The organism is Variovorax paradoxus, assembly GCF_902712855.1.
GTDB classification, from domain to species: Bacteria; Pseudomonadota; Gammaproteobacteria; order Burkholderiales; family Burkholderiaceae_C; genus Variovorax; species Variovorax paradoxus_Q.
The window spans coordinates 1085945-1111521 of record NZ_LR743508.1 but is presented as its reverse complement, the minus strand read 5'-3'; the positions used below and the strand labels follow the sequence as shown (position 1 = coordinate 1111521).

The window sequence follows — 25577 nt, the reverse complement described above, 5'->3', positions numbered from 1 at the left end:
TCTCATCTCCTCGGCGCCAGCGCCAGCTTTTCGCCGGCATCGAACACATAGGCCTGCGAGGCGCTGAAGTACAGCGTGATCGCGGCGCCCAGCTCGAAACGGTGCACGCCGGTGAGCTGCGCCACCAGCTCGCCGACCGCGGTGTCGACGTGCACGAAGGTGTCGGAGCCGGAGATCTCGGCCAGCTCCACCTTGCCGGGCAGGGCGATGTCGCCCTCCCCCGCGCCGACGTTCAACGCGCTGGCCCGCAGGCCGACCGTGACCGCGCCCGCGATGACTTCGGGCACCGGCAGTGCCAGCGCCGTTCCTCCGCCGAGCTGCACCCGGCCGCCCGCGGCCGTGCCCGGCAGCAGGTTCATCGGCGGATCGCTGAAGGCGCGCGCCACGCGCAGCGACTGCGGCGCGTGGAAGACCTCGGAGGTCGGGCCGTACTGCAGCAGTTCGCCAGCGTCCATCACCGCCGTGTAGCCGCCCAGCAGCAGCGCCTCGCCGGGCTCGGTGGTCGCGTAGATCACGGTCGAGTCGCCGGTGGCGAAAAGCTGCGTGAGTTCCTCGCGCAGTCCTTCGCGCAGCTTGTAGTCGAGGTTGACGAGAGGTTCGTCGAGCAGCATCAGCGGCGCGTTCTTGGCGAGCGCACGCGCCAGCGCCACGCGCTGCTGCTGGCCGCCCGACAGCTCCTGCGGATAGCGGTCGAGGAACATGCCGATGTGCAGCTTGTCGGCCAGCGCCTTCACGCGCGCGTCAATGTTCTTCTCGCCGCGCAGCTTCAGCGGCGATGCGATGTTGTCCGCCACCCTGAGCGACGGATAGTTGATGAACTGCTGGTACACCATGGCGACGTTGCGCTCGCGCACCGGCGTGCCGGTGACGTCCTTGCCGTCGACCAGCACCTTGCCGCTGGTGGGCGTGTCGAGCCCCGCCATCAGGCGCATCAGGCTGGTCTTGCCGGCCTGCGTCGCGCCCAGCAGCACGGTGACCGCGCCGCTGCGCGGTGCGATGCTCTGTTCGTAGAGCCAGGTCTGCGCGCCCACCTTCTTGGTGATGCGCTCCAGTGTCAGCTGCATGTGTCTCCTTCTCCGGTCTGATCGCCGTCTGTCTGCTTGCCGCCTGCCGTCTCTGCCCTGCCGGGTGTCGCTGCGCTCCTACCTGCCAGCCTGCGCCTGCTGCATCCAGGCCGCGACCCTGTCGCGCTCCTGCGGCGTGTAATGCAGCCCCAGCTTGGAGCGCCGCCACAGCACATCCTCGGCGCTCACGGCCCATTCGTTGTCCTGCAGGAACCGCAGTTCGCGCTCGAAGAGCCCCGGCGCCACTTCGGCGCCCAGGTCGGCGAACGATTTCGCGTCGCCCAGCATGCCACCGATGCGGGCGCCGTAGGCACGCGCGAGCCGCCGCGCCAGCTGGCCGTAGAGCCACGGATACTTCGCCTGCACCGCCGACACGAAGCGCTCGAAGTCGTCGTCGGGCCGCTTCGCAGCGCCGATCCAGCCCGACAGGTCGCCGCCCGCCAGGAACGCGCCTTCCGTCCAGGCCGGCCGCTGCGCCGGCGACTGGCCGAGCATCTTGCCGACCTCGTCGGCCGCGTCCTCGGCCAGCTTGCGGAAGGTGGTGATCTTTCCGCCCCACACCGACAGCAGCGGCGCAGCGGCGGTGTTCGACTCGAGCAGGTAGTCGCGCGTGACGGCCGACGGGTCGCCCGAAGCGTCGTCGAGCAGCGGGCGCACGCCCGAATAGGTCCACACCACGTCGGAGGGCACGATGGGCTTGTCGAAGTAGCGGCTGGCCTGGGTGCAGAGGTAGTCGATCTCGTCCTGCACGATGCGCGCGCCGCCCGGGTCGTCGCCGCTGATCTCGATGTCGGTGGTTCCGATCAGCGTGAACTCGTCCTGGTACGGAATGGCGAAGATGATCCGTTTGTCGGGGTTCTGGAAGATGTAGGCGTGGTCGTGCTCGAACAGCCGCGGCACCACGATGTGGCTGCCCTTGACCAGCCGCAGGCTCTTGGTGGCCAGCGCCTCGCCCCTGGCCGATTGCGCCACGCCGCGCAGGAAGGATTCGGCCCACGGCCCCGCGGCGTTGACCACCGCGCGTGCGCGCAGCGTGCGCTGCGTGCCGTCGGCGCCCTGGAGCATCGCGGTCCAGCCGTCGGCGCCGCGCTGGGCGTGCACGCAGCGCGTGCGGGTCAGCACCTCGGCGCCCCGCGCCCTGGCATCGAGCGCGTTCAGCACCACCAGGCGCGCGTCGTCGACCCAGCCGTCGGAATAGACGAAGCCGCGCTTGTACTGGTCCTTGAGCGGCTTGCCGGCGGCATGGCGGCGCAGGTCGACGCTGCGCGAAGGCGGCAGCACCTCGCGCCTGGCCAGGTGGTCGTACATGAACAGGCCGATGCGGATCATCCAGGCCGGACGCATCGAGGGGTCGTGCGGCATCACGAAACGCAGCGGCCACATGATGTGCGGCGCGCTCTTGAGCAGCACCTCGCGCTCCTGCAGTGCCTTGCGCACCAGCGAGAACTCGTAATACTCCAGGTAGCGCAGGCCGCCGTGGATCAGCTTGGTGGAGGAAGAAGAGGTGTGAGAGGCCAGGTCGTCCTTCTCGCACAGCACCACCCGCCAGCCGCGGCCCGCGAGATCGCGTGCGATGCCGCAACCGTTGATGCCGCCGCCGACGATCAGCACGTCGCAATCGGTGGCCGGCGAGGGCTGGGAGGCTGGCGAACTGGCAGAAGAATCGCTCACTGCAAACGCTTCCATTGATCCGTGACCTTGGTCACCAACGGCGGCCATTGTATTTTCGTGATTTTTCATTTAGGTTCCTTTGAGTGCGATTTTCCCCCGAGTTTTCCCTTAGGTGTTTCGTTTTCTTTCGTTTTAAAGTGACACGCACGGTAACCTTGGCTGCAGTTTTCCTGCACTCCACGACGTCCCTGTGAACTCCAACCCGCGCCAGATCAACCTCCTGGACACCGTGCGCACGCGCGGTTCCGTCACCGTCGAAGAGCTGGCCGAGATGCTCGGCGTGACCCTGCAGACGGTCCGCCGGGACGTGCAGCGGCTCGCCGACGAGGGGCTGCTCACGCGTTTCCACGGCGGCGTTCGGGTACCCAGCTCGACCACCGAGAACATCGGCTACCAGCAGCGCGAGACCCTGCATGCCGACGGCAAGGCCCGCATCGCGCGCCGGGTGGCCGAACTGGTGCCCAACGACTGCTCGCTGATCCTGAACATCGGCACCACCACCGAGGCCATCGCCAAGGCGCTGATGCGCCACACCGGTCTGCGCGTGATCACCAACAACCTGAACGTGGCAACCATCCTGAGCGGCAACACCGCCTGCGAAGTGATCGTGGCGGGCGGCTCGGTGCGCCCGCGCGACCGCGCGGTGGTCGGCGAAGCAACGATCGACTTCATCCGCCAGTTCAAGGTCGACATCGCACTCATCGGCGTGTCGAGCATCGAGTCCGACGGCTCGCTGCGCGACTTCGACCTGCGAGAGGTGAAGGTGGCGCAGACCATCATCGCGCAGGCGCGCGAGGTATGGCTCGCGGCCGACGCGAGCAAGTTCAACCGGCCCGCGATGATCCAGCTGGGCACGCTGTCGCAGATCGACCGGCTGTTCACGGACGCGGAGCCGCCGGCGCCCTTTGCCGAGCTGCTGGAGACCGCGCAGGTCCGGCTGGAGATCGCACACGAAACATGAGCGCACCCGAACCTCTCCTGCCCTCCCGGGGAAGGGGCGAGACCGGGCCCACAGGAACACGCAAACAATGACCACCTACCTGCTCGCCCTCGACCAAGGCACCTCCAGTTCGCGCAGCATCGTGTTCGACCGCGAGGGCCGCATCGTGGCCATCGCACAGAAGGAACTGACGCAGATCTACCCGCAGCCCGGCTGGGTCGAGCACGACCCCATGGAAATCTGGCGCAGCCAGCTCGCCACCGCGCGCGAGGTGCTCGCGAAGGCGAAGCTGCAACCTGCGGACATCCACGCCATCGGCATCACCAACCAGCGCGAGACCACCGTGCTGTGGAACCGCAAGACGGGCCAGCCCGTGCACCACGCCATCGTCTGGCAGGACCGCCGCGCCGAGCCGCTGTGCGCGCGGCTGCGCGACGAGGGCATGACCGACACCATCCGCGAGAAGACCGGTCTGGTGATCGACGCGTATTTCTCCGGCACCAAGCTGCGCTGGCTGCTCGACAACGTGCCCGGCGCGCGCGAGCAGGCCGCGCGCGGCGAGCTCGCATTCGGCACGGTCGACAGCTGGCTCATGTGGCAGCTCACCGGCGGCAAGGTGCACGTGACCGACGTCAGCAACGCTTCGCGCACCATGCTCTTCAACGTGCACACCAATGAATGGGACGCCGACCTGCTGAAGGCGCTCGACATTCCCGCCGCGCTGATGCCGAAGGTGCAGCCCTCGAGTTCGCACTTCGCCGATACCGACGAGGACCTGCTCGGCCGTTCGCTGCCCATCGGCGGCGTGGCCGGCGACCAGCAGAGCGCCCTCTTCGGCCAGGCCTGCTTCGAGGCCGGCATGGCCAAGAACACCTACGGCACCGGCTGCTTCCTGCTGATGCACACGGGCGGTGAGTTCCAGCCCTCGCACAACGGGCTGCTCGTGACCAGCGCCGCGCAGACCGATGCGACACCGCAGTACGCCATGGAAGGCAGCGTGTTCGTCGGCGGCGCCGTGGTGCAGTGGCTGCGCGACGGCCTCAAGGCCATCAAAGGCAGCGCCGAGGTGCAGTCGCTCGCCGAGAGCGTGCCCGACGCCGGCGGCGTGATGATGGTGCCGGCCTTCACCGGCCTCGGTGCGCCCTACTGGGACGCCGACGCGCGCGGCACGATCACCGGGCTCACGCGCGGCACCACGGTGGCGCACATCGCGCGCGCCGCGCTGGAGAGCATTGCGTATCAGAGCGCCGCACTGCTGCAGGCCATGAGCCGCGACGCGGTGGCCGCCGGCGGCAAGCCGGTGGCCGAACTGCGCGTGGACGGCGGCGCGAGCGTGAACGACCTGCTGATGCAGTTCCAGGCCGACCTGCTGGGCATTCCGGTGGTGCGACCGGAAGTCATCGAGACCACCGCGCTGGGCGCCGCGTACCTCGCGGGCCTTTCAACCGGCGTCTACACCGACGCGCGCCAGCTTTCGAAGCTGTGGAAGATCGAGCGCCGCTTCATGCCGACCATGGGCCGTCCACAGGCCGAGGAATCGATGGCCCGCTGGGAGCGCGCGGTGCGCCAGGCCACCGCGACCTGAGCCCGGACCTCGGCCCGGCCAGGGCTACCAACCCCAGGTCAGGCGGCGCTGCACCCAGCCGGTGGTGCCGCCTTCGTGCTGCACCTTGAGCCATTCGCCGCGCCGCTCGAGCGTGCGCAGCACGTCGCCGTAGCCGGCCCTCTTCACTACCGGGCTGCGCGTGCCGGGCGCCCGCCGCAGGTTCGCCACCTGGGCCTTCACGACGCGGTGCGGGGTCTTGCTGGTCATTGGACGGAAGACCCACGCCTTGTCGCCCTCGAAGTCGCTCACGTGCAGCCAGTCGCCCTTGCGGCCGATCACCTTGAACGGATAGCCCTTGCTCACGGTCCAGTGCGTGTCGTAGCGCTGGCCGGGGCCGGTGCGCATGTTCAGCGACTTGACGGCAACGCTGACCATCTGTGTCTGTGCGGCGGACGCGGACGGCAGAGCCAACCACGAGAGAGCGAAGGCGAGCAGCAGGGCAGGCAAGCGGCTGAATCTGGACATGGAGCGAGGGTTCCTTTCTGTGGAGCTGTGGCAAAGCCCATCTGGGCACCCGAAGCCGGATAAGTTCCGCGGGGATATCCCGGAGTGCACTGGCCGGCCAACAAGCTCGCAAGCTTTGGGGCACTGCGGCCCGACGCGCGAGCCCCGGGGTACAGCCTGTGCTTCCCGAGAACGCCAGTCACTTCGACGACCAAGTTGGCGCCGTGGAGCACAGCCCAGTGAAGGACGGCCGCTCGGCCTTGTTGCGGCGCTTCCGGCAGGAAGAAGACGCGGCGCTGCTGTATCTCAACTTCGTGGTGTCGGAACTGCTGCAGCGGACGCGCTCCGCGGACATGCCGGGATGTACCTGTCGGACCACGGGCAGGAGGTGGGCATGTCAGCGATCGCGCGGGACGCAGCCCGGCGACGCTCTCGGGCTACCGGATTCCGGCAGTGGTGTGGCGCAATGCGCGGCCGCCCCTGTTGCGGGCAGAAGCGGCGCAGCAACCGTCTCACGTTGACTGGACGGGCTGGATCTTGATGGACCTGCTCGACATCCGGTGGAGCGGGCGGAAGCTTCTACTTCGTTGCCGAGACCGACGGTCTGGGTCCGGGTGTGGACACGATGGTGCCTGCTTCATCTTCGATCCATCCGCGCCAGGTGCCTCGCCCCCAGCCGGCGTTGACCTCGTATGGAATGACATAGCTCTTTGCCGGGAGAACAACGAATTTCAGATAGATGTGGTCGGCACGGAACTGCGGGTGTGTTCTGAGACCGACCACCGCCGTGTGCTCGCCGGGCGGAAGTTCCCATCGATCCACCGGCCGGAGGACCTGGGGAACCCTATCCGTCGATCGAAACGAAATAGCTGACCCCACGCGACCCTGACTTGACGATAGCGAGACCGGACAAAGACTGCATTTCGGTGCCCGGCACGCGATACGGACGGGCAGCGCAGCCTGCAAGCAGCGCGGCGGTCATCACGAGCGCCGCGGCCGACAGCTCGAGGCTCGATGCATGATTCATTTCTTCGATTGCAGGCAAGTCAGCACGTTGAAGTGCAAACGGCCTTCAAACAGTTGACTGCTTTTTTTTTGGGTCGGACGGCGCCGCATTTGCTCGCGACCGCAGGCAAAGCGGCGCGGAGTCAGAACTTGACAAAGAAGACCAGCGGAGGACGTCCTTCGATCTTCGCAACGTAGTACGGATGATCCGTAGCGACTGGCGCGGTCAGCCTGTATTGCCATGTTCCACCGGTCTGTTCGAGGCTGATGCGCGCGCTGTTGTCAGTCGTCTGCTGAGGCACGTCTCCTGCAGTGAAAACTTGACGACGCTCCAGCCAATCGAAGAAGCCGCTCGAATTTCCGCTTCGCGGCATCGACACCAGGCTGATGGTTTTCTTGGCAATATCCGTGGGGTTCGCATCCAGCGCAAAAGTCAGATCACCAGAGGCCGGCAACGGTTGATAGCGGAAATTGAAGGTATACGGCGCTTCCGCTACAGAGTCGCTGGCACGAACGAATTGCAGACAACCCGTATCGGCATCTGCAAATGATGTAGCCGACGTCAATGCGCCAGAGGAGGAATTTGCAGCGCCAGTGACCGCAAAGGTCTCGACGTCCGGCACCAATGCGAGCTCCGCAGCAGTTTTCGACGCACACGCTCCCGAGGCTTGGCCCGTCGGATAGAAGAACAAGGTGCCGCTGACATCACTGGTGTAAGTCAGAGACAGGAAACGCGAAGATCCGCCGATCACCAAGCCTGAGGAGTAGCTCAGGCTCACCAGATTCAACGAGAGAGTATTCAACTCAACCGGCATGGTCGCCTCGACGTAAGTCGAGGTTGCGGTGGCTGGATTCAGGATCTGACCTTTTGCTCTCAATACATAAGAACCAGGCTTGACCTTGGGCATCAGCAACTTGACCAGATTGGCGGTGCGCGGAAAGAACAGTCCGGCGGAGCCCCCTCGCAATGAAACGGCTCCCGCATTCGTGCCATCGGGATTCTCAAGCGAATAGGTCACAACCACGGCCGAGGCAAACTCCGGAGACAACTCGACATCAAGATCGCCGTTGGCCGCGATCGGACTGACGGTGTCGAGTGCGCGACGAAGAGATGCAGCCGATGCAGCGACTGGAGCCGGTGCTTCCGCTGGTGAAGCTTCCTGGCTTGTTGCGGACGCCGGAGCCGAGGCCTCGGCAGAGGCTTGCGAAGCCACAGGCGCGGTAGCTGCCGGAAAGACGGCTCCTCCTCCGCTGCCACCCCCGCCGCATCCATGAAGTCCACCGATTGCGAGCATTAACGCCACTTTTGCGATTGCTTGTTTTTCCATTGAAAACTCTCCCTCTGATTTTTAGTTGACTAGAAACTTGCATTGAGGTTGAAGCCGAGCGCGACCTTCGCAGTGCGATAGCCCTCGGGCTTGCTGATCGGCGCGCCGACGAAGAAGTCGTAGCTCAGCTTGCTCCACTGGCCGCGCACGCCGATGACCGCACCGGCGAGGCTTCGTCCGAGCAGGTCGACCGTCGAGCGACCGCCGACGTGGCCGTAGTCGGCGCCGACGTACAGCTCTGCTCCGCTTTGACCCACGGCCCATCCGATGTCGTTGCGAATGAGCCAGCCTCGTTCGCCCAAAAGGCTCGTCTCACCATCGAAGCCGCGCACCGTGTAGCGCCCGCCGATGGCAAAGCGGTCCTGTGGTGTCAACGGCGTGCGATTCCACTGCGTGCGGATCAGGCCGGCGTAGCGCATCTTCTGCTCACCGAGCTTGAACGGCGCGTTGAGGCTGATGTCGGCCGTGTAGAGCTTCAGCCGTGACGTGCCTTCGCCGAACTCTTCTTCCGGCGCGGTCCGCGAGCCGAAGCCGCCGGTGCCGCGCTTGTAGGCCAGCGTGCCTTCGAGCGTTGCCTTGTCGCCAAAGAGATCGATGTACTCCTTGTGATTGAGGCTGAGCTCCCAGCCACCGACCACGCGGTGCTGCACGTCGACCTCGGTGTCGTCCACGAAGTTGCGCGACTCGCGGCGCCAGCCCTTGATCGCCACGCTCGTCTTGCGGCTCTGGTCGCGGTAGACGAGGCGCGAAAGCTTGACCTCGGCGTTGTTGGTCTTGCCGGCGTAGACGTAGTCCTGGTTCAGGCCAGTCACGCTCTGGTGGTACTGGCTGTTGGAGGCCGTGAGGCCCAGCAGCCAGTAGCCGTACGGCAGCGAGTAGTGAACGGTCTGACCTTCGGTGCCCTTGGCCGGGTCGCCGAAGACGTGGTTATTGATGTTGTGGTTGGCGCTGACGTAGAACAGATCGTTCAGGCCGAAGGGGTTGTCCAGGGACAGGGTGGCGCCCGCCTGATACCGGCCGGTGGCTTCGGTGCCGCTGTCATCCAGGCTCAGGGTGACTCGCCACTTCTTGGATTGAACGTACTTGACGACGAGGTCGCTGTCGCCGGGTTTTGCGTTGGGGGCGGTTGAGGGTTCGATCTGGATGTCGGCCTCGGCGGTCGGTGCGCGCTTGAGGTTTTCCAGGCCCTGTTCGATGTCGCGCAGATTCAGCAGATCGCCAGGACGAGCAGGGATTGCGGAGGCCAGCAAAGCGGAACTGCCCAGCAGCGTCGCTGAAGAGTCTGCAGTTGTACGAATGGCGGCAATGCGGCCGGGCACCAACGAGAGTGTCAGCGTGCCAGTCGACAAGTCCTGCGGTGCAGCAAGCACGCGGGTCGTGACGAAGCCTCGAGCGATAACGGCTTGCTGGACGCGCGCAAGGACGACATTGACGCCAGACGTACCGAGGCAACGGCCGACGGGCGAATCATTGCCTTCGGGGCCGGACAGTTCGGCCACAGCCCACTGGAAGGACTCGGACTGCTCGCCGACCAGCAGCACGTGATCGATGCGAAAGCACGGGGACTCGGCTTCGGGGATGCGCTGAATCGGTGCTGGCGGAGCGGCCTGTGGGCGCTGATCAACGGTGCGCTCGTTCTGCTCACGCAGGGCACGTTCACGTTCCTGCTGGCGCTGTTGTTCAACGAAGGGCTGCGGCGTAGCCGCGAGTTGCGCGAATGCGAACGACGGAAACACTGCGGCTATCGCCGCCATTACATGAATCTTCATTGAAAAGACGCTTCAGCGTGCAGGTGCAGGACAACCCGCAATGCTGCGAACCTCTACCGGCCGGGGTGCGTCCGGGTCGGTTGCATCCATAACGGCCAAGCGGCAAGACATCTTTTCGCCCCAAACGAACTCGACGGTGTAGGCGCGGTTCTCCACCGGAGTGAAGCTCACGGTCACCGGGCCACAACTGCCGGTGCGATAGGCCACGTTCGTGCCCCCAGTGCTCCAGTTGCCCGTGCTTCGGATTTGGATGGGTTGCCCTGGCGCTGCTTCATGAACCAGATAGGGACTGGCGCGCGTGCCAGCGCGCAAGGCGCTTGCTATCCAAGGGTAGACAACGCCACTGCCCGTATAGGCTGCCGCACCCAGGTGCTGAAAGTTCTGGCAAGGTGCCTCAGAAGTGCTGACGGCAAACTGGGCGTTGGCCGAGATTCCAAAGGTACGCATGACCAATTTGGAAGTACCGGCCTCGATGTCCTTCAATTCGTTATAGCCGGTGTTGGCACGTATGTCTGCCGCAGCAGCTTCCGGATTGATTTGCGAGTAGGTACAACCGGTGACGGCAAGCACGACGAGACACAGCATCGCGGCCGGTTGACAGAGAATTTTTTCTGACCACTTCATCCCACGCCCTGAAACAACATAGCCCGATTCATAGTTTTTAATCACCAAGCGCAGAACCCGTCCGCCCGGCCATCTGCGCCACTGTTCAACTCTCATTGTGACGACTGCGATCGATATCGAAGAAAAATAGCAATCAAGCGAATTAAGTCAAAGACAATGCAAAAAGCCGAAGCAGCAAAGATCATCAAAAACATTGACCAATGACGCGCTCTTGAAAAAACAGGAGCATCCCAAGAGGCAATTCTGTAAAGCCACTCGAAAATTTCCGGTAACTTCCACATCACGAGTGAAATCGCAACCATCACTGTGATTCGAGTGACGCTACCTTTCCAGGAAGGAGAAACTATCAACTTCTCAAATGAAATCATCTTCTTGTCGGTGCGGGCTGACCAGGAATGAAGGAGGCGCCTCCTTGAACCACCGATCCCACTGTTGCGCCACTTATGACAGGCGTCGGATTGGGGGTTCCCTGAAACAATGCGGGGACTTTGGGGTTTAGATTGTTATACACAAAGGGGTAAGTAATCTGCTTCATCCCTAGCGTAGCCAGGCTACTTATGACGTAGCCCGTTCCTCCAAAGAGTCCGCCAAGAGCCCCTGCGAATATTGGACTGTTGTTTTCTCCATAGACAGTGTTGTTGAATGCAGTGTTTACAGCGCCGCCGGCTCCACCCAAAAGCACATTTCCCGTGAATCTGAAGCTGGCTCCTAATGGACCGGAAATCAGGCCGATCGTAGCTGCGAAAGCTGTTTGCCCTGGCCGGATCGCACCAGATTGCGCATACTGGCCCGCGGCATCCATTCCTCCTCCTGTAATTCCGCCGACAGTTCCGAGTGCTCCAACAGATCCTACGGAGAGGGCCAAAGGGGCTCCTACAATAAACGCCGCACCGACGGGGGCAACGATTGTTGCGCCACCAAGAACGTTCTGGGTTCTATTGACATTTGAAATTGCCGTCAATAAATCCGTTGGATCGGGCTGCACCAAACCATTCTTTCCATAGAACGCAGCAATGGCCGGATCAGAAATGTATGAGGATGAATATATGTTTACGTTGGCCCGCTGCTCTGTTTGTTGATTTCCATCCAGAAGTGACCCACTTGGCCCGGTGATTTCCATCTAAATCTGACCCACGTGATAACCCTAACCTGCTGCTTTTAGCAGCAGGAGCACAGGAGTGATTGACGTGGCGACACTGAGTGTCATCAGACGTTGGGCACTGCGAGAGCAACTGTCCATCCGAGAGATAGCCCGGCGCACTGGCTTGTCTCGCAACACCATCCGCAAGTACCTTCGCGAGGGCGAGGCGGCGCCCAGTTACACGAAGCGCATCAGCCCGAGCAAGCTCGACGCGTTCGCCGAGAAGCTCGGCGGCTGGCTCAAGAGCGAGGCATCCAAGTCACGCAAGCAGCGGCGCACGCTGAAGCAGATGCACGCCGACCTGGTGGCGCTGGGCTATCAGGGCTCCTATAACCGCGTGGCGGCCTTTGCACGAGCGTGGCATGCGCATCGCCACGAGGTCCAGCAGACGACGGGGCGCGGCACCTTTGTGCCTCTGGCCTTCGGTCCCGGCGAGGCATTCCAGTTCGACTGGAGCGAGGACTGGGCCGTCATCGCTGGTGAACGCACCAAGCTGCAGGTGGCGCACTTCAAGCTCAGCCACAGCCGCGCGTTCATCGTGCGCGCCTACCTGTTGCAGACCCACGAGATGCTGTTCGATGCGCACAACCGAGCCTTCGAGGTGCTCGGGGGCGTGCCTCGGCGCGGCATCTACGACAACATGAAGACCGCCGTGGACAGGGTACGTCGCGGCAAGGAGCGCGACATCAACGCGCGCTTCAGCGCCATGGTCAGCCACTACTTGTTTGAGGCCGAGTTTTGCAACCCAGCCTCGGGCTGGGAGAAGGGCCAGGTCGAGAAGAACGTGCGTGATGCGCGTCACCGGTTGTGGCAACCCGTGCCGGCGTTCGCCACGCTGGCGCTGCTCAACGACTGGCTGGAGGACCGCTGCAAGGCGCTGTGGAGCGAGATCGTCCACGGCAAGCTGCCAGGGACCGTGGCCGATGTCTGGTCGCAGGAACGCCCGCTACTGATGCAGATCCCCAGACCCTTCGATGGTTTCGTAGAACACACCAAGCGCGTCTCGCCCACCTGCCTGGTGCACTTCGAGCGCAACCGCTACAGCGTTCCGGCCTCCTACGCGAACCGGCCAGTGAGCCTGCGCGTGTACGCCGAACGCCTTGTCGTGGCGGCCGAGGGCCAGATCGTGTGCGAGCACACGCGCATCATTGACCGTCGCCACGACACCGCAGGTCAGACCGTCTACGACTGGAGGCACTACCTGGCGGTGCTGCAACGTAAGCCAGGAGCGCTCAGGAACGGAGCACCCTTCAGCGAGCTGCCCCAGGGCTTCCGGCGGCTGCAGGCCGCGCTGCTGAAGCAGCCAGGTGGCGACCGCGAGATGGTGGAGATCCTGGCGCTGGTGCTGCATCACGACGAGCAGGCAGTGCTGACCGCGGTCGAACTGGCGCTGGAAGCCGGCGTAGCCAGCAAGACCCATGTGCTAAATGTGTTGCACCGACTGCTCGATGCCAAGCCCGTTGCGCCAGCGCCCGTCACGGCACCTCAGGCACTGCGCCTGGTGAACGAGCCGAAGGCCGATGTGCTGCGCTACGACACGCTCAGGGGGCGTGCCAGCGCTGCTGGCGGCTTGCGCGGGCCGCTGAGCTCCAAGTCGAGCAGCCCGGAGGTGCGCCATGCGACATGACCCTGCCAGCGGCGCCATCGTGATCATGCTGCGCGAACTCAAGATGCACGGCATGGCCCAGGCCGTCGCGGAGCTGGCCGAGCAGGGGTCGCCGGCCTTCGAGGCGGCCCAACCGATGCTCTCGCAGTTGCTCAAGGCAGAGACGGCCGAGCGGGAGGTACGCTCGGTGGCCTACCAGTTGAAGCTCGCTCGCTTCCCAGCCTACCGTGACCTCGCCGGCTTCGACTTCGCCAACAGCGAGGTCAACGAGGCCCTGGTGCGTCAGCTGCACCGATGCGAGTTCATGGACGATGCGCAGAACCTGGTACTTGTCGGCGGGCCGGGCACGGGTAAGACTCATATCGCCACAGCCCTGGGCGTGCAGGCCATCGAGCACCATCACCGCCGGGTGCGCTTCTTCTCGACAGTAGAACTGGTCAACGCACTCGAACAAGAGAAGGCCAGTGGCAATCCCGGCCACATCGCGCACCGACTGATGTACGCGGACATGGTGGTGCTCGACGAGTTGGGCTACCTGCCGTTCAGTGCATCAGGCGGCGCGCTGTTGTTCCATCTGCTGTCCAAACTCTACGAACGCACGAGCGTGGTGATCACAACCAACTTGAGCTTCAGCGAGTGGGCCAGCGTCTTCAGCGACGCGAAGATGACGACGGCGTTGCTGGACCGGCTCACGCATCACTGCCATATTCTGGAGACTGGAAACGACAGCTTCCGCTTCAAGCACAGCTCGGCTCAACCCGTTCAAGCAGTCCAACCTAAAAAGGAGAAAACCAAGAACTTATCCACACCGTGAGCCGACTGGCTTGCAAAGCGGGTGGGTCAATATTCGATGGAAATCGCGGGTCAGGATTCCATGGAACTCAACAGGGCCCGCCCGCGTAGATCTTGCCGCCATCGTTGGAGATGGTCCCGCCAGCGCTGATGGCGCCCGGTGCGGGTGGGATGTAGGTGGCTGGAGTGGATGTACTGCTCGAGCCCGTGTCGCTGGCACCCGTGGTCGATGGCGTGGTCGTGCCGCCACTGGTCGGACTCATGGTTCCGCCGGCGGTCGAACCGCCGCTGCTGGTGCCGCCACTGCTTGCACCCGTACTCACGGGCTCGGCACCGATCACGCCGCCGTTCGTATTGCTCAAAACCGGCGAAGCAATGGTCAGGCCTGCCGAGCTGGCCTGGCGAATCGTGCCGCCGCGGTTGGAGATGTCGCCGGGCGTGGTCAGTTCGACGCGCTGGCCTTCCAGCGTGCCGATGTTCTCGAGACGGCCTGCTGCCGTGACGACCAGGCCGCCAGCACCGGCGCCGATGCTGCCCGCGTTGCGCACGCCCAGGCCGGCTTCGCTCCCGATCAGGACGATCTTGTTGGCGTACATGCCGCCCAAGGCAGCAACGTCGAGTGCAAATGTCGGGGCGATGCCCGAGCCCGTCGTGGGTGTGATCTGGCTGTGGTCGGCGCTGACCTGGTTGGCACCGGTCACCACCTTGAGTTCGCTGGCCCAGATGCTGGCGTTGGCCTGCACGGCCCGCGCCAAGATGGCGGCGTAATCGGTCTTGCTGGCATCGAGGCCCGCACCGTCGATGGTGACGGTGCCACCACGGACAAGGAAACTGTCGAGGCCACCGACGGCATTGAACTGCGGCGTGCCGGTGGTGAGCGTGGCGCGCGAGGCGTTGATGAAGCCACCGCCATCCACGCTGATACCCGCCGGGTTCGCGATGATCACTTCGGCGCGCTGGCCACCGACTTCGATATAGCCACGAAGCTGGCTCGGCGTTCCGCCGTTGACCTCATTGAGGACGATGCGAGCCGGGCCTGTGGCCAGGTTGGGATTGCCCTGAACGAACCCACCCAGTTGGGTCTGCACATTCACCCGGCTGTTGTTCAGGATGGCGCCGTTCGCGCCCACGCTGAACTGGTTGTAGACGTTGCGCGAGACGCCTGCGGCGCTAGGGGTTTGCACATTGATGAGTGGGACGCCGTTGGGCGCCGTCAGCACTGTCGGGCGGAGGTTGCCGGGGACGTTCGGGGCACCGACGATCTGCGCCTGTGCCGACATTGCGATCAGCAGACCTGCGATAGCTGTTGATGCAGCCGTCGCGGTTGCTTTGCTGGCGCCTTTGCCAGTGCTGGCGGCCGTCTCCTGGACCACCATGCGAATCCCTCTGGCCGCGTTGAAAACCACGCGGTGCAAGTGCCGGTTCATTGTGCTGACGCTCCCTGATTGTTGTCATTTCGCAGCCAAATCTGTGACGAAATGAAAACTGCAGGGGCGCGATTATGAAAGAGCGGCGCTTGCGTACAAGGAATTAATGCATGCTTTTAAACGACAGAGCTCACTAAATTTCTATGGCTAATTCTTAATGTCTAACTTTGAATCGACCGAATTCATTCCGTCAACAATTGACAATAATTCGCTTAAAACAGTTCAGGCTTCAATCCAGATGCGAAATGAAGCCTCCGCATGTCCAGTCAGTGCGTCGGAACCAGGAAGTCCTGGCTGATGCGACCACCCAATTCGTTCACCCGATCGAGGAACTGGGTGAGGTACGCGTGAAGGCCTGTCGCAAGGATCTCGTCGACACGCGCGTACTGGAGGTCGGCCAGCAGCTTGCCCGCACGGCGCTGCGTTTCGGCGCTTTGTTCGTTCTGCACCTTCGCGAGGTTGTTGACCACCTCGACCAGGCTCGCGTGCAGTGAACGCGGCATGTCGGCGCGAAGAATGAGCAACTCGGCCACGCGCTCGGGCTTGATCACGTCGCGGTACACCTTGCGGTAGACCTCGAAAGCCGAGACGCTGCGCAGGATGGCGCTCCAGTGATAGAAGTCGTATTCCTGATCTTCTTCTGTGGCGGCGCCGAAGAACTCGCTGTTGAGCGCATGGAACTTCACGTCGACCAGTCGCGCGGTGTTGTCGGCGCGCTCCAGGAATGTGCCCAGGCGCGAGAAATAGAAAGCCTCGTCCTGCAACATGGTGCCCAGCGTGACGCCGCGAGACAGGTGCGAACGGAACTTGACCCATTCGAAGAACGCGCCAGGGTCGCGCTCGAAGTCGCCGGCACGCAGCATGCGGTTCACTTCGAGCCAGGTGGTGTTCTGCGTTTCCCAGGCTTCGGTGGTGAGCGCGCCGCGCACGGCGCGGGCGTTCTCGCGAGCGGCCTTGAGGCAGGAGACGATCGACGAGGCATTGCTCTCGTCCTTGACCATGAACTCCATCACCTCATTGGGCGCGATCTGGTCGTACTTCTGGTTGTACCAGGGCAGCAGTTCGCTGATGGAGAGCACGCCCTGCCAGCCGTACTTGGCGACTTCGGCGGACTGCGGCAGCAGCGAGGTCTGGTAATTGACGTCCAGCATGCGCGCCGTGTTCTCGGCGCGCTCGGTGTAACGGGACATCCAATAGAGATGGTCGGCGGTGCGGGACAGCATCGGTGGTGCTCCTACTGCGATTGGCTTTGCGACTGCGCGGGAGCCTTGGCCTTGGGCGCCCGGTCGGCTTCGAGGATCCAGGTGTCCTTGGTGCCGCCGCCCTGCGACGAATTGACCACCAGCGAGCCTTCCTTGAGCGCCACGCGCGTGAGACCACCGGGCACCATCTGCACTTCGCTGCCCGAGAGCACGAAGGGGCGCAGGTCGATGTGGCGCGGCGCGATGCCAGCGTCCACGAAGGTAGGCGAGGTCGACAGGCTCAGCGTGGGCTGTGCGATGTAGCCGTCGGGCTTGGCGATCACAGCCTTCTTGAAGTCCTCGATCTCGGCCTGCGTGGCGGCCGGGCCGATGAGCATGCCGTAGCCGCCGGCGCCGTGCACTTCCTTGACGACCAGGTCCTTCATGTTGTCGAGCGTGTACTGCAGCTCGTCCTTGTTGCGGCACATGTAGGTGGGCACGTTCTTCAGGATCGGCTTCTCGCCGAGGTAGAACTCGACCATCTTCGGCACGTACGGGTAGATCGACTTGTCGTCCGCCACGCCGGTGCCCACGGCGTTGCAGATCACGACGTTGCCATCGCGGTACGCGCGCATGAGGCCCGCGCAACCGAGCGTCGACGTGGGGCGGAACACCTCGGGGTCGAGGAAGTCGTCGTCCACGCGGCGGTAGATGACGTCCACGCGCTTGGGCCCGCGCGTGGTGCGCATGTAGACGAAGTTGTCCTTGACGAACAGGTCCTGGCCCTCGACCAGTTCCACGCCCATCTGCTGGGCAAGGAAGGCATGTTCGAAGTAGGCGCTGTTGTACATGCCGGGCGTGAGCACCACCACCGTGGGCTCGGCCGTGGCCGGCGGCGCGCTGGCGCGCAGCGTCTCCAGCAGCAGGTCGGGGTAGTGCGCCACGGGCGCGATGCGGTTCTGGTTGAACAGCTCGGGGAAGAGCCGCATCATCATCTTGCGGTTTTCCAGCATGTAGCTCACGCCGCTGGGCACGCGCAGGTTGTCCTCGAGCACATAGTACTCGCCGTTGCCTTGCGCATCGGGGGCGCGCACGATGTCGATGCCCGAGATGTTCGAATAGACGTTGTGCGGCACGTTCACGCCCATCATCTCGGGGCGGAACTGCGCGTTGTTCAGTATCTGCTCGGCCGGGATGATGCCGGCCTTGATGATTTCCTGGTCGTGGTAGACGTCGTGCAGGAAGCGGTTGAGCGCCGTGACGCGCTGCACGAGCCCCTTTTCCATGCTTTCCCACTCGTGCGCGGGAATGATGCGGGGCAGCAGGTCGAACGGGATGAGGCGCTCGGTGCCTGAGCCGTCTTCGTCCTTGGCGCCGTACACCGCGAAGGTGATGCCGACCCGGCGGAAGATCATTTCCGCCTCTTCGCGCCGCGAACGCATCACCTCACCGGGTTGCTTCGCGAGCCATTGGTCGTAGCGCTTGTAATGCTGTCGGATCGCAGCCCCCGCATAGGGCAGCTGCTCATACATCTCGTCGAATTTGTGCATGGAACGACCAATCTCCTTGAGCCATAGCTTAGCAAGTTCAAGGCCAGTGAAAGCCCTGATGCGAAGCCCGAGGAAACGGTCGAAGGTCTTTTGTTCTCTCCCGGTGTGCCGCCGACGGCAGCCCTATTGCACGCCGCTGCCGACCTGCAATTCAGAGCGCGGTGCCAGGAACCGGCGGATGCGGTCGCCGGCCTCGTCGCCGTAGAGGCTGGCCAGGAAGGACTCGCGCTCGGCGTCCAACTGCTCGCGGCGGGCACGTCCGCGTGCGCCGTGGACCAGCGCCTTGATGCGAGCTTGCGCTTCGAACGGGCCGCGGGCCAGTTCCTGCGCCCAACCCAGTGCCGCCTCGAAGGCACCGCCGCTGGGCACCACCTTGTTGACCACGCCCCATCCGTGAAGCCTTTCGGCCGCGACCGGCGTGCCGTCGAGCAGCATCTCGAGCGCGGCCTGCGGCGGCAGCGCCCGCGCCAGCGAATCGGTGCCGCCCGCTTCGGGCGACAGGCCCATGTTGACGTAGGACATCGCAAAGCGTGCGTCCTCGGCCGCCACGATGAGGTCGCAGGCCAGGCACACCGAAAAGCCGCCGCCGAACGCCGCGCCCTCGACGGCCGCGATCACCGGCTGCGGTGCTTCCTGCAGGGCCATGACCCACTCATGGAGCGCGTCGATATGGGCGCGCTGCTCCGCTTCCGGAAACTTGCGCTGCCTCGCCAGCCGCTTGAGGTCGCCGCCGCCGGAGAAATGGCCGCCTTCACCGTGCAGCACGATCGCGCGGACGGTGCGGAAACCTGCGGTCGCCCGCACGGCCTGCGCGGCGGCCCGGTAGATGGACGGGTTGAGCGCATTGCGTGCCCGCGGGTTGCTGATGGTCAGCACCAGCACGGCACCTTCGCGGCGAGTGCGCAGTTGCGCGCCGACGTGATCGGGGGGTTCGGCAGGCATGAACTCGGCGGCGTTCATGGGAGCACCCCGGCAGACAGGCGAAATTGTGGCGTTGGGCAGAGGCGCATGAGGGTTTCCTTTCGGAAATGAATACGAAATTATTCATTGCCTCGGATTCAAAAACATCCTCGCCCAACCACATACTGGGTCCAAAGTTTGCCAACTTCGTCACAAAATTCAGCTTCCAGCGCCCAAGTTCTGCGTTCCATCTCCTTTTCCGCTTTTTCCAATTCAGGTTGCTGCGGTAGTTTGCCGCGCCCGCGCCAGCTCTACCCACCGCTCGGGACTTCAGGCTGCCATCCCGTTTGAACGGTCGAGGCGCCAGCGCACCGAGCAATCCTGCGCGGCATCGACGCCGATTTTTTCCGCCGCCCGTCGCTGCGACCAAATGGAATATGGCGTCCTGCCCGATGTAGCGCCGCCACGGCTTCAGGGAATGCGATGCTGCCAATACCGAATGCGGCGCTCGCGCTCGCAGCCGATCCCCACAGGTGCTTCGCTGCGCCAGTGCGCTGCGCCGCAGCGCGGGCTGTCGACCACCCTCACGCCGCGGGCCGCGTGACGTGCGAGCACCTCGGCGGCCGGGTGGCCGAAACGATTGCGGTAGCCGGCCTGCACCAGCGCGATGCCGGGCTTGACCGCATCGAGGAACGCGTCGCTCGACGAGGTCTTGCTCCCGTGGTGAGGCACCAGCAGCAGGTCGGCCCGCAGCCGTTCCGGCGTGCGCGCGACCAGCGCGGCCTCCTGCAGGCGCTCGATGTCACCGGCCAGCAGCGCGGTGGCGCGGCCGTTGCCGATGCGCAGCACGCACGACACGGCATTGGGCCGGGTGAAGCTGCGGTAGTCGCTGTCGAAGGGATGCAGGACTTCGAAGTCGACGCCATCCCAGGTCCAGCGTTGCCCCGCTTCGCAACGCCGCGCCGCGCGAAGTGCCTGCAGCGGATGCGTCGCCTCGATGGAACTCAATAGCGTGGCCTGCGGCTGCATCGCAAGCACAGCGGGTGCGCCGCCGGTGTGGTCGGTGTCGCGGTGGCTCAGCACGAGCATGTCGAGCCGCTCGCCGTAGGCACGCAGCAGCGGCACCAGCACGCGATGTCCGGCATCGCTCTCCAGGCTGTAGCGCGGACCGGCGTCGTACAGGAGGCTGTGCGACGCAGTACGCACCAGCACGGCATTGCCCTGGCCGATGTCGGCGCCGAGCAATTCGAACTCGCCCTGCACCGGCCGGGGCGCCTGCCACAGCAGCACCGGCAGCAGCAGCGGCAGGCCGAGCGCACGCAGCGACCACGGCAACCGCATGGCGAGCAGTGCGCCGCCCGCCACGCCGGCGGCCGCCATCCACCATGGCGACGCCGCCATCGACAGCGTGGCGTACGGCCAGCCCGCCAGCCATTGCAGCAGCAGGGAGAGCAGCTTCACTGCCAGCGCGCAGAGGTCCCACAGCGGCGGCGCGGCGACGCCGAGCATCGCGAGCGGCGTCACGACGAGCGTGACCCAGGGGATCGCGACGGCATTGGCCAGCAGGCCCACCAGCGAGACCTGCTGGAACAGCAGCAGGCTCAATGGCGTGATCGCCAGCGTGATGGCCCACTGCTCGCGAAGGAATTGCCAGAACCGGAATCTCGGCCCGGTCCTCTTCTCACCCGGTACCGAGGCATCGCTGGCGAACAGCACGCCCACGGCCACGAAGCTGAGCCAGAACCCGGCCTGCATCAACGCCCACGGATCGGCCGCCACCACCACGGTGGCCGTGAGCAGCCACACATGCGGCCAGGGCCAGCGCCGGCCCGCAAGCCGCAGCAGCGCGACGGCGCAGAGCATCCACACCGTGCGCTGCGAGGGCACACCCCAGCCGCTGAAGAGCGCATAGAGCGCAGCCAGCAGCACGCCGCCCACCAGTGCGGCCTGTTGGGCGGGCACGCACAGCATCAGCCGCGTGCTGCGCCGCCAGAGCAAGCCGACGAAGTGCGCGGCGAGCCACGCGAACATCGTGATGTGCAGGCCCGAGATCGACATGAGATGCGCAACACCCGTCGCGCGGAACACGTCCCAGCCGGCGCGGTCGATCGCGCCCTGGTCGCCGGTGACCAGCGCCGCGATCACGCCGGCCTGGGCGCGGTCGGGCACACGCTCGAACACCGCGTCGCGCACGGCTTCGCGTGACCGTTCGATCGGGCGCCGCCATGTGGCGGCGAGCAGCGCGGGCGGCGCGTCGCGCGCGCCGGTGCGCACATGGCCGCTGGCATGCAGGCCCTGCTCCCACATCCACAGTTCGCTATCGAAGCCGTGCGGGTTGCGGTTGCCATGCGGCGCCTTGAGCCGGACGGTGAAGCGCCAGCGATCGCCGGCATGGGGAACGGTGGGCAGGTCTTCGGCGTACCAACCGAGCGCGATGCGAGCAGGCACGACCGGCGGCACGGCGTCTGCGGCGCCGGGCCATCGGGCGGATTCGACGTCGAGCCGAAAGCGCGTGCCGGATTCGGTGTGCTGCGGCATATCGGCCACGAGGCCGGTCACTTCGATGCTGTGGCCTTCGAGCGCGGGATTCAACGCATCTTGCGCATACGCCGTGGCGCGCCACCCCGCAAGGCCCGCACCGATCATCGCGCCGCAAGCGAAGGCGATGAGCACTCCCCAGCGTGCGAGCCGCGCGGACCCCACCGTGCCGGCCAATGCAAGCATCAGCAAGGTGGCGTAGAGCCATGCCGGCCACAGCACCGGCTGCTGCAACTGCAACGCCGCACCGAGCAGCGAACCGACCATCGCTGAGAACGCGCCGGCGCCTCCCACGGCACTGCCGGACGCGCGCGACGGCGTCAAGAAAGGACCTCGAAGCCCATGATGCAAACCCTCCCCAAGTCACGCTCAGTGGCGCGTTAATTGCTTGGCATCTGGGCTAGTATGCGTCTCAGCAGAGACATCTTTTCGACGCAATCTGCCAGTACTGCACACAAAAACGCATGTCCATTCACGCCGCTCTCCACCACGTCACCCATTACAAGTACGACCGCCTGGTGCAGCTGGGCCCGCAGGTCGTGCGCTTGAGGCCCGCGCCGCATTGCCGAAGCAACGTCATCTCCTACTCGCTGCGCGTCGAGCCCGCCGAGCACTTCGTCAACTGGATGCAGGACCCGTTCGCCAACTACCAGGCGCGGCTGGTGTTCCCCGAGAAGACGCGCGAGTTCAAGGTCACGGTCGACCTCGTGGTCGAGATGGCGGTGTACAACCCCTTCGACTTCTTCCTTGAGCCGCAGGCCGAGAACTTTCCTTTCAAGTACACGCCCTCGCAGGCCGAGGAACTCGCGCCCTACCTCGTGGCCGACCCGGTCACGCCGCTGCTGGAGGCCTACCTCGACAAGGTCGAGCGCAAGGAGCAGCGCACCATCGACTTCCTGGTGGGCCTGAACCAGCAGGTGCAGCAAGACGTCAACTACCTCATCCGCATGGAACCCGGCGTGCAGACGCCGGAAGAAACACTCGCCAGCGGCAGCGGCTCGTGCCGCGACTCGGGCTGGCTGCTGGTGCAGCTGCTGCGCCACATGGGGCTGGCCGCGCGCTTCGTCTCGGGCTACCTGATCCAGCTCACGCCCGACGTGAAGTCGCTCGACGGCCCGAGCGGCACCACGGTCGACTTCACCGACCTGCATGCCTGGTGCGAGGTGTTCCTGCCGGGCGCCGGCTGGATCGGGCTGGACGCCACCTCGGGCCTGATGGCCGGCGAAGGCCACATTCCGCTGGCCTGCACGCCCACGCCGTCGAGCGCCGCGCCCATCGAGGGCGGCGTGGACGAGTCGGAGGTCGAGTTCAGCCATGAGATGAAGGTCACGCGCATCTACGAATCGCCGCGCGTCACCAAGCCCTACACCGAAGAGCAATGGGCCGAGGTGCTCGCGCTCGGCGACGCGGTCGATGCGCGTCTGAAGGCCGGCGACGTGCGCCTGACGATGGGTGGCGAACCCACCTACGTGGCCACCAGCGACCGCGATGCGCCCGAATGGAACACCGACGCGCTCGGCCCGACCAAGCGCGGGTACGCCACCGAACTGGTCCACAAGCTGCGCGCCGAATACGGCAACGGCGGCTTCCTGCATTTCGGCCAGGGAAAGTGGTACCCGGGCGAGCAGCTGCCGCGCTGGGCGCTGTCGATCTTCTGGCGCGCCGACGGCCAGACGCTGTGGCATGACCCCGCGCTTTTCGCGGACGAGCGCCATCCCACGCATTACACGAGCGAGGACGCGCGCCGCTTCACCAATCTGCTGGCGCACAAGCTCGGCCTGACCGAGCGCTACATCCAGCCCGGCTACGAGGACATCTACTACTACCTGTGGCGCGAACGCCGCCTGCCGGTGAATGTCGACCCCTTCGACTCGAAGCTCGACGACGAACTCGAACGCGTGCGCCTGCGACGGGTGTTCACCCAGAAGCTGGACGCCGTCATCGGCTACATGCTGCCGATCGAGCCCGGCAATGCGAACCGCGACGCGCCGGCGCTCGCCGGCCCGGCCTGGAAGACCGGCCCGTGGTTCATGCGCGACGACCGCCTGTACCTGATCCCGGGCGACTCGCCCATGGGCTATCGCCTGCCGCTCGACTCGCAGCCGTGGGCCAGCAAGGGCGACTATCCGTACCTGGTCGAGCGCGATCCGACCGCGCCGCGCGGCGCGCTGCCGACGTCGGCGGACTATCGGGCGCGCTATGCGGCAGCCACGCCCAATGCAGGCGGCACGAACGCAACCGGCGCGAGCCCTGGCGACGTCCCCTACGCCTTCGGCATGCCGCCCGCCGTGCCCGCCTCGCTGCGCATGCAGATGCCGGGCGCCACCGGTGACGCAGCCGCGGCAGCAGCTTCGGCGGACACGACGGCCACGCGCCAGCCGCTGCGCGGCGAGTCCGCCCACTGGGTCACGCGCACCGCGCTGTGCGTCGAGGTGCGCGATCCGCGCCGCGCCAACGGCCCGGCCGCCGAGAAGGTAGGCAGCGCGTCGGGCGTTCTCTATGTCTTCATGCCGCCGCTGGCGCGCCTGGAGGACTACCTCGACCTCGTCGCGGCCGTCGAAGCCACCGCGCGCGAGCTGGGCGTGCGCATCGTGATGGAAGGCTATCCGCCGCCGCGCGACCCGCGCCTGAAGATGCTGGCCGTCACGCCCGATCCGGGCGTGATCGAAGTCAACATCCACCCGGCCCATGACTGGAAGGAACTGGTCGCGCACACCGAGTTCCTCTACAACGCCGCGTTCGAGACGCGTCTGTCGGCCGAGAAGTTCATGACCGACGGGCGCCACACCGGCACCGGCGGCGGCAACCACTTCGTGATGGGCGGTGCCACGCCGGCCGACAGCCCCTTCCTGCGGCGGCCCGAGCTGCTGGCAAGCCTCCTGCTTTACTGGCACAACCATCCGTCGCTGAGCTATCTGTTCTCGGGCATGTTCATCGGACCGACGAGCCAGGCGCCGCGCGTGGACGAGGCGCGCAACGACCAGGTCTACGAGCTCGAAATCGCGCTGAAGGAGATCGCGAAGAACCGCGAGATCCATGGCCAGAACATGCCGGCGTGGCTGGTCGACCGCACGCTGCGCAACATCCTGATCGACGTGTCGGGCAACACGCACCGCAGCGAGTTCTGCATCGACAAGCTGTATTCGCCCGACTCGAGCACCGGCCGCCTCGGCCTGCTGGAGCTGCGCGCCTTCGAGATGCCGCCGCATGCCCGCATGAGCATCGCGCAACAGCTGCTCATCCGCGCGCTGGTGGCCCGTTTCTGGGACGAGCCCTACAAGGCGCCCGTCACGCGGTGGGGCACCGAGCTGCACGACCGCTTCCTGCTGCCGACCTTCGTCAAGATGGACTTCGACGACGTCATCAGCGAGATGCGCCAGGCCGGCTTCGCCTTCGACCCCGACTGGTTCGCGCCGCACTTCGAGTTCCGCTTCCCGATGGTGGGCCAGGTGCAGGCCATGGGCGTGGAACTGTCGCTGCGCAACGCGCTGGAACCGTGGCACGTGATGGGCGAGGAAGGCTCGGCCGGCGGCACGGTGCGCTACGTGGATTCGTCGCTCGAGCGCATCGAGGTGCGCGTGACGGGCCTCAACGAAAGCCGCCACGTCGTCACCGTCAACGGCAAGGTGCTGCCGCTGCAGCCCACCGGCGTCACCGGCGAGTTCGTGGCCGGCGTGCGCTACAAGGCCTGGAACCCGCCGTCGGCGCTGCATCCGAGCATCGGGGCCCATGCGCCGCTGACCTTCGACCTGGTCGACACCTGGATGAAGCGGTCATTGGGCGGCTGCCAGTACTTCGTGGCGCATCCGGGGGGCCGCAACTACGACACCTTCCCGGTGAACGCCTACGAGGCCGAAAGCCGCCGGCATTCGCGCTTCGCGCGCACCGGCCACACGCCGGGCCTGATGCGCACGCCGCCGGCCACCATCGAGTTGCCGGGCAGCCGCGAATTCCCGTTCACGCTGGATCTGAGGCGCTGAGGAGCCCTCTG

At 65.2% G+C, this 25577-nt stretch carries 18 protein-coding genes; 5 read left to right on the top strand and 13 right to left on the bottom strand.

All coding sequences use genetic code 11. The annotated features are described in order from the left end of the window. Nucleotides 1-2: 2 nt before the first annotated feature. The gene (locus AACL56_RS31735; protein WP_339094271.1) at nt 3-1064 is read right to left on the bottom strand and encodes an ABC transporter ATP-binding protein; all 1062 of its coding nucleotides are present in this window, start codon (nt 1062-1064) and stop codon (nt 3-5) included. 78 nt (nt 1065-1142) lie between these two features. After that, nucleotides 1143-2804, bottom strand: a complete 1662-nt coding sequence (gene glpD / locus AACL56_RS31730; RefSeq protein WP_339094269.1) for a glycerol-3-phosphate dehydrogenase — start codon at nt 2802-2804, stop codon at nt 1143-1145. A gap of 121 nt (nt 2805-2925) precedes the next feature. Here glpD and AACL56_RS31725 point away from each other — a divergent pair, with 121 nt between their 5' ends. Together AACL56_RS31725 and glpK are read left to right on the top strand one after the other, a co-directional pair. Beyond that, nucleotides 2926-3696 carry a DeoR/GlpR family DNA-binding transcription regulator gene (locus AACL56_RS31725; protein ID WP_339094268.1) on the top strand — a complete coding sequence of 257 codons (771 nt, stop codon included), beginning with the start codon at nt 2926-2928 and terminating at the stop codon, nt 3694-3696. Between the two features lie 67 nt (nt 3697-3763). Continuing rightward, complete coding sequence (glpK, locus tag AACL56_RS31720; RefSeq protein WP_339094267.1) at nt 3764-5260, top strand: glycerol kinase GlpK; 1497 nt, start codon at nt 3764-3766, stop codon at nt 5258-5260. 24 nt (nt 5261-5284) lie between these two features. On the opposite strand, the gene AACL56_RS31715 is transcribed toward glpK, so the two are convergent. The 6 genes from AACL56_RS31715 to AACL56_RS31690 form a co-directional block, all read right to left on the bottom strand. Next, complete coding sequence (locus AACL56_RS31715) at nt 5285-5746, bottom strand: SH3 domain-containing protein (protein ID WP_339094266.1); 462 nt, start codon at nt 5744-5746, stop codon at nt 5285-5287. Between the two features lie 823 nt (nt 5747-6569). After that, complete coding sequence (locus tag AACL56_RS31710) at nt 6570-6770, bottom strand: hypothetical protein (protein ID WP_339094264.1); 201 nt, start codon at nt 6768-6770, stop codon at nt 6570-6572. Between the two features lie 103 nt (nt 6771-6873). Continuing rightward, nucleotides 6874-8058 carry a hypothetical protein gene (locus tag AACL56_RS31705; RefSeq protein ID WP_339094262.1) on the bottom strand — a complete coding sequence of 395 codons (1185 nt, stop codon included), beginning with the start codon at nt 8056-8058 and terminating at the stop codon, nt 6874-6876. Between the two features lie 29 nt (nt 8059-8087). Next, nucleotides 8088-9812, bottom strand: coding sequence for a ShlB/FhaC/HecB family hemolysin secretion/activation protein (locus tag AACL56_RS31700; RefSeq protein ID WP_339095307.1), 1725 nt, complete (start codon nt 9810-9812; stop codon nt 8088-8090). Nucleotides 9813-9839: 27 nt separating this feature from the next. Beyond that, entirely contained in the window at nt 9840-10496 is a 657-nt protein-coding gene (locus AACL56_RS31695; RefSeq protein ID WP_339095305.1) for a hypothetical protein, read from the bottom strand. Between the two features lie 319 nt (nt 10497-10815). After that, entirely contained in the window at nt 10816-11571 is a 756-nt protein-coding gene (locus tag AACL56_RS31690; RefSeq protein WP_339094260.1) for a hypothetical protein, read from the bottom strand. Between the two features lie 58 nt (nt 11572-11629). On the opposite strand from AACL56_RS31690, the gene istA reads away from it, so the two are divergent. Next, nucleotides 11630-13219, top strand: coding sequence for an IS21-like element ISVapa3 family transposase (istA, locus tag AACL56_RS31685; protein WP_339093701.1), 1590 nt, complete (start codon nt 11630-11632; stop codon nt 13217-13219). Next, on the top strand, nt 13209-14012 hold the full coding sequence (gene istB / locus AACL56_RS31680) for an IS21-like element helper ATPase IstB (protein ID WP_339093703.1): 804 nt from the start codon (nt 13209-13211) through the stop codon (nt 14010-14012). Before istA ends, istB begins: the two co-directional genes overlap by 11 nt. Nucleotides 14013-14079: 67 nt before the next feature. Here the strand turns inward: istB and AACL56_RS31675 are convergent, their stop codons facing one another. The 5 genes from AACL56_RS31675 to AACL56_RS31655 form a co-directional block, all read right to left on the bottom strand. Beyond that, the gene (locus AACL56_RS31675; protein WP_339094258.1) at nt 14080-15417 is read right to left on the bottom strand and encodes a filamentous hemagglutinin N-terminal domain-containing protein; all 1338 of its coding nucleotides are present in this window, start codon (nt 15415-15417) and stop codon (nt 14080-14082) included. Nucleotides 15418-15683: 266 nt separating this feature from the next. Next, the gene (locus AACL56_RS31670) at nt 15684-16640 is read right to left on the bottom strand and encodes an alpha-E domain-containing protein (RefSeq protein ID WP_339094256.1); all 957 of its coding nucleotides are present in this window, start codon (nt 16638-16640) and stop codon (nt 15684-15686) included. Between the two features lie 11 nt (nt 16641-16651). Then, entirely contained in the window at nt 16652-18148 is a 1497-nt protein-coding gene (locus AACL56_RS31665; RefSeq protein WP_339094254.1) for a circularly permuted type 2 ATP-grasp protein, read from the bottom strand. A gap of 123 nt (nt 18149-18271) precedes the next feature. Continuing rightward, nucleotides 18272-19108, bottom strand: coding sequence for an oxepin-CoA hydrolase, alternative type (locus AACL56_RS31660; RefSeq protein WP_339094252.1), 837 nt, complete (start codon nt 19106-19108; stop codon nt 18272-18274). A 411-nt stretch (nt 19109-19519) separates the two neighbouring features. Beyond that, the gene (locus tag AACL56_RS31655; RefSeq protein WP_339095303.1) at nt 19520-21853 is read right to left on the bottom strand and encodes a DNA internalization-related competence protein ComEC/Rec2; all 2334 of its coding nucleotides are present in this window, start codon (nt 21851-21853) and stop codon (nt 19520-19522) included. Between the two features lie 197 nt (nt 21854-22050). Between AACL56_RS31655 and AACL56_RS31650 the strand changes: the two genes are divergently transcribed. Then, nucleotides 22051-25566 (top strand): DUF2126 domain-containing protein, encoded by a 3516-nt coding sequence (locus AACL56_RS31650; protein ID WP_339094250.1) that lies wholly within the window; start codon nt 22051-22053, stop codon nt 25564-25566. Nucleotides 25567-25577: the final 11 nt, after the last annotated feature.

Bases quoted from the DNA above. Each gene is read 5' to 3' on its own strand.
- AACL56_RS31665 (WP_339094254.1), bottom strand. From the start codon at position 18,148: ATGCACAAATTCGACGAGATGTATGAGCAGCTGCCCTATGCGGGGGCT.
- AACL56_RS31675 (WP_339094258.1), bottom strand. From the start codon at position 15,417: ATGAACCGGCACTTGCACCGCGTGGTTTTCAACGCGGCCAGAGGGATT.
- istB (WP_339093703.1), top strand. From the start codon at position 13,209: ATGCGACATGACCCTGCCAGCGGCGCCATCGTGATCATGCTGCGCGAA.
- AACL56_RS31670 (WP_339094256.1), bottom strand. From the start codon at position 16,640: ATGCTGTCCCGCACCGCCGACCATCTCTATTGGATGTCCCGTTACACC.
- glpD (WP_339094269.1), bottom strand. From the start codon at position 2,804: ATGAAAAATCACGAAAATACAATGGCCGCCGTTGGTGACCAAGGTCAC.
- AACL56_RS31705 (WP_339094262.1), bottom strand. From the start codon at position 8,058: ATGGAAAAACAAGCAATCGCAAAAGTGGCGTTAATGCTCGCAATCGGT.
- AACL56_RS31715 (WP_339094266.1), bottom strand. From the start codon at position 5,746: ATGTCCAGATTCAGCCGCTTGCCTGCCCTGCTGCTCGCCTTCGCTCTC.
- AACL56_RS31735 (WP_339094271.1), bottom strand. From the start codon at position 1,064: ATGCAGCTGACACTGGAGCGCATCACCAAGAAGGTGGGCGCGCAGACC.
- AACL56_RS31655 (WP_339095303.1), bottom strand. From the start codon at position 21,853: ATGGTCGGTTCGCTGCTCGGTGCGGCGTTGCAGTTGCAGCAGCCGGTG.
- AACL56_RS31660 (WP_339094252.1), bottom strand. From the start codon at position 19,108: ATGAACGCCGCCGAGTTCATGCCTGCCGAACCCCCCGATCACGTCGGC.
- AACL56_RS31690 (WP_339094260.1), bottom strand. From the start codon at position 11,571: ATGGAAATCACCGGGCCAAGTGGGTCACTTCTGGATGGAAATCAACAA.
- AACL56_RS31650 (WP_339094250.1), top strand. From the start codon at position 22,051: ATGTCCATTCACGCCGCTCTCCACCACGTCACCCATTACAAGTACGAC.
- AACL56_RS31700 (WP_339095307.1), bottom strand. From the start codon at position 9,812: ATGGCGGCGATAGCCGCAGTGTTTCCGTCGTTCGCATTCGCGCAACTC.
- glpK (WP_339094267.1), top strand. From the start codon at position 3,764: ATGACCACCTACCTGCTCGCCCTCGACCAAGGCACCTCCAGTTCGCGC.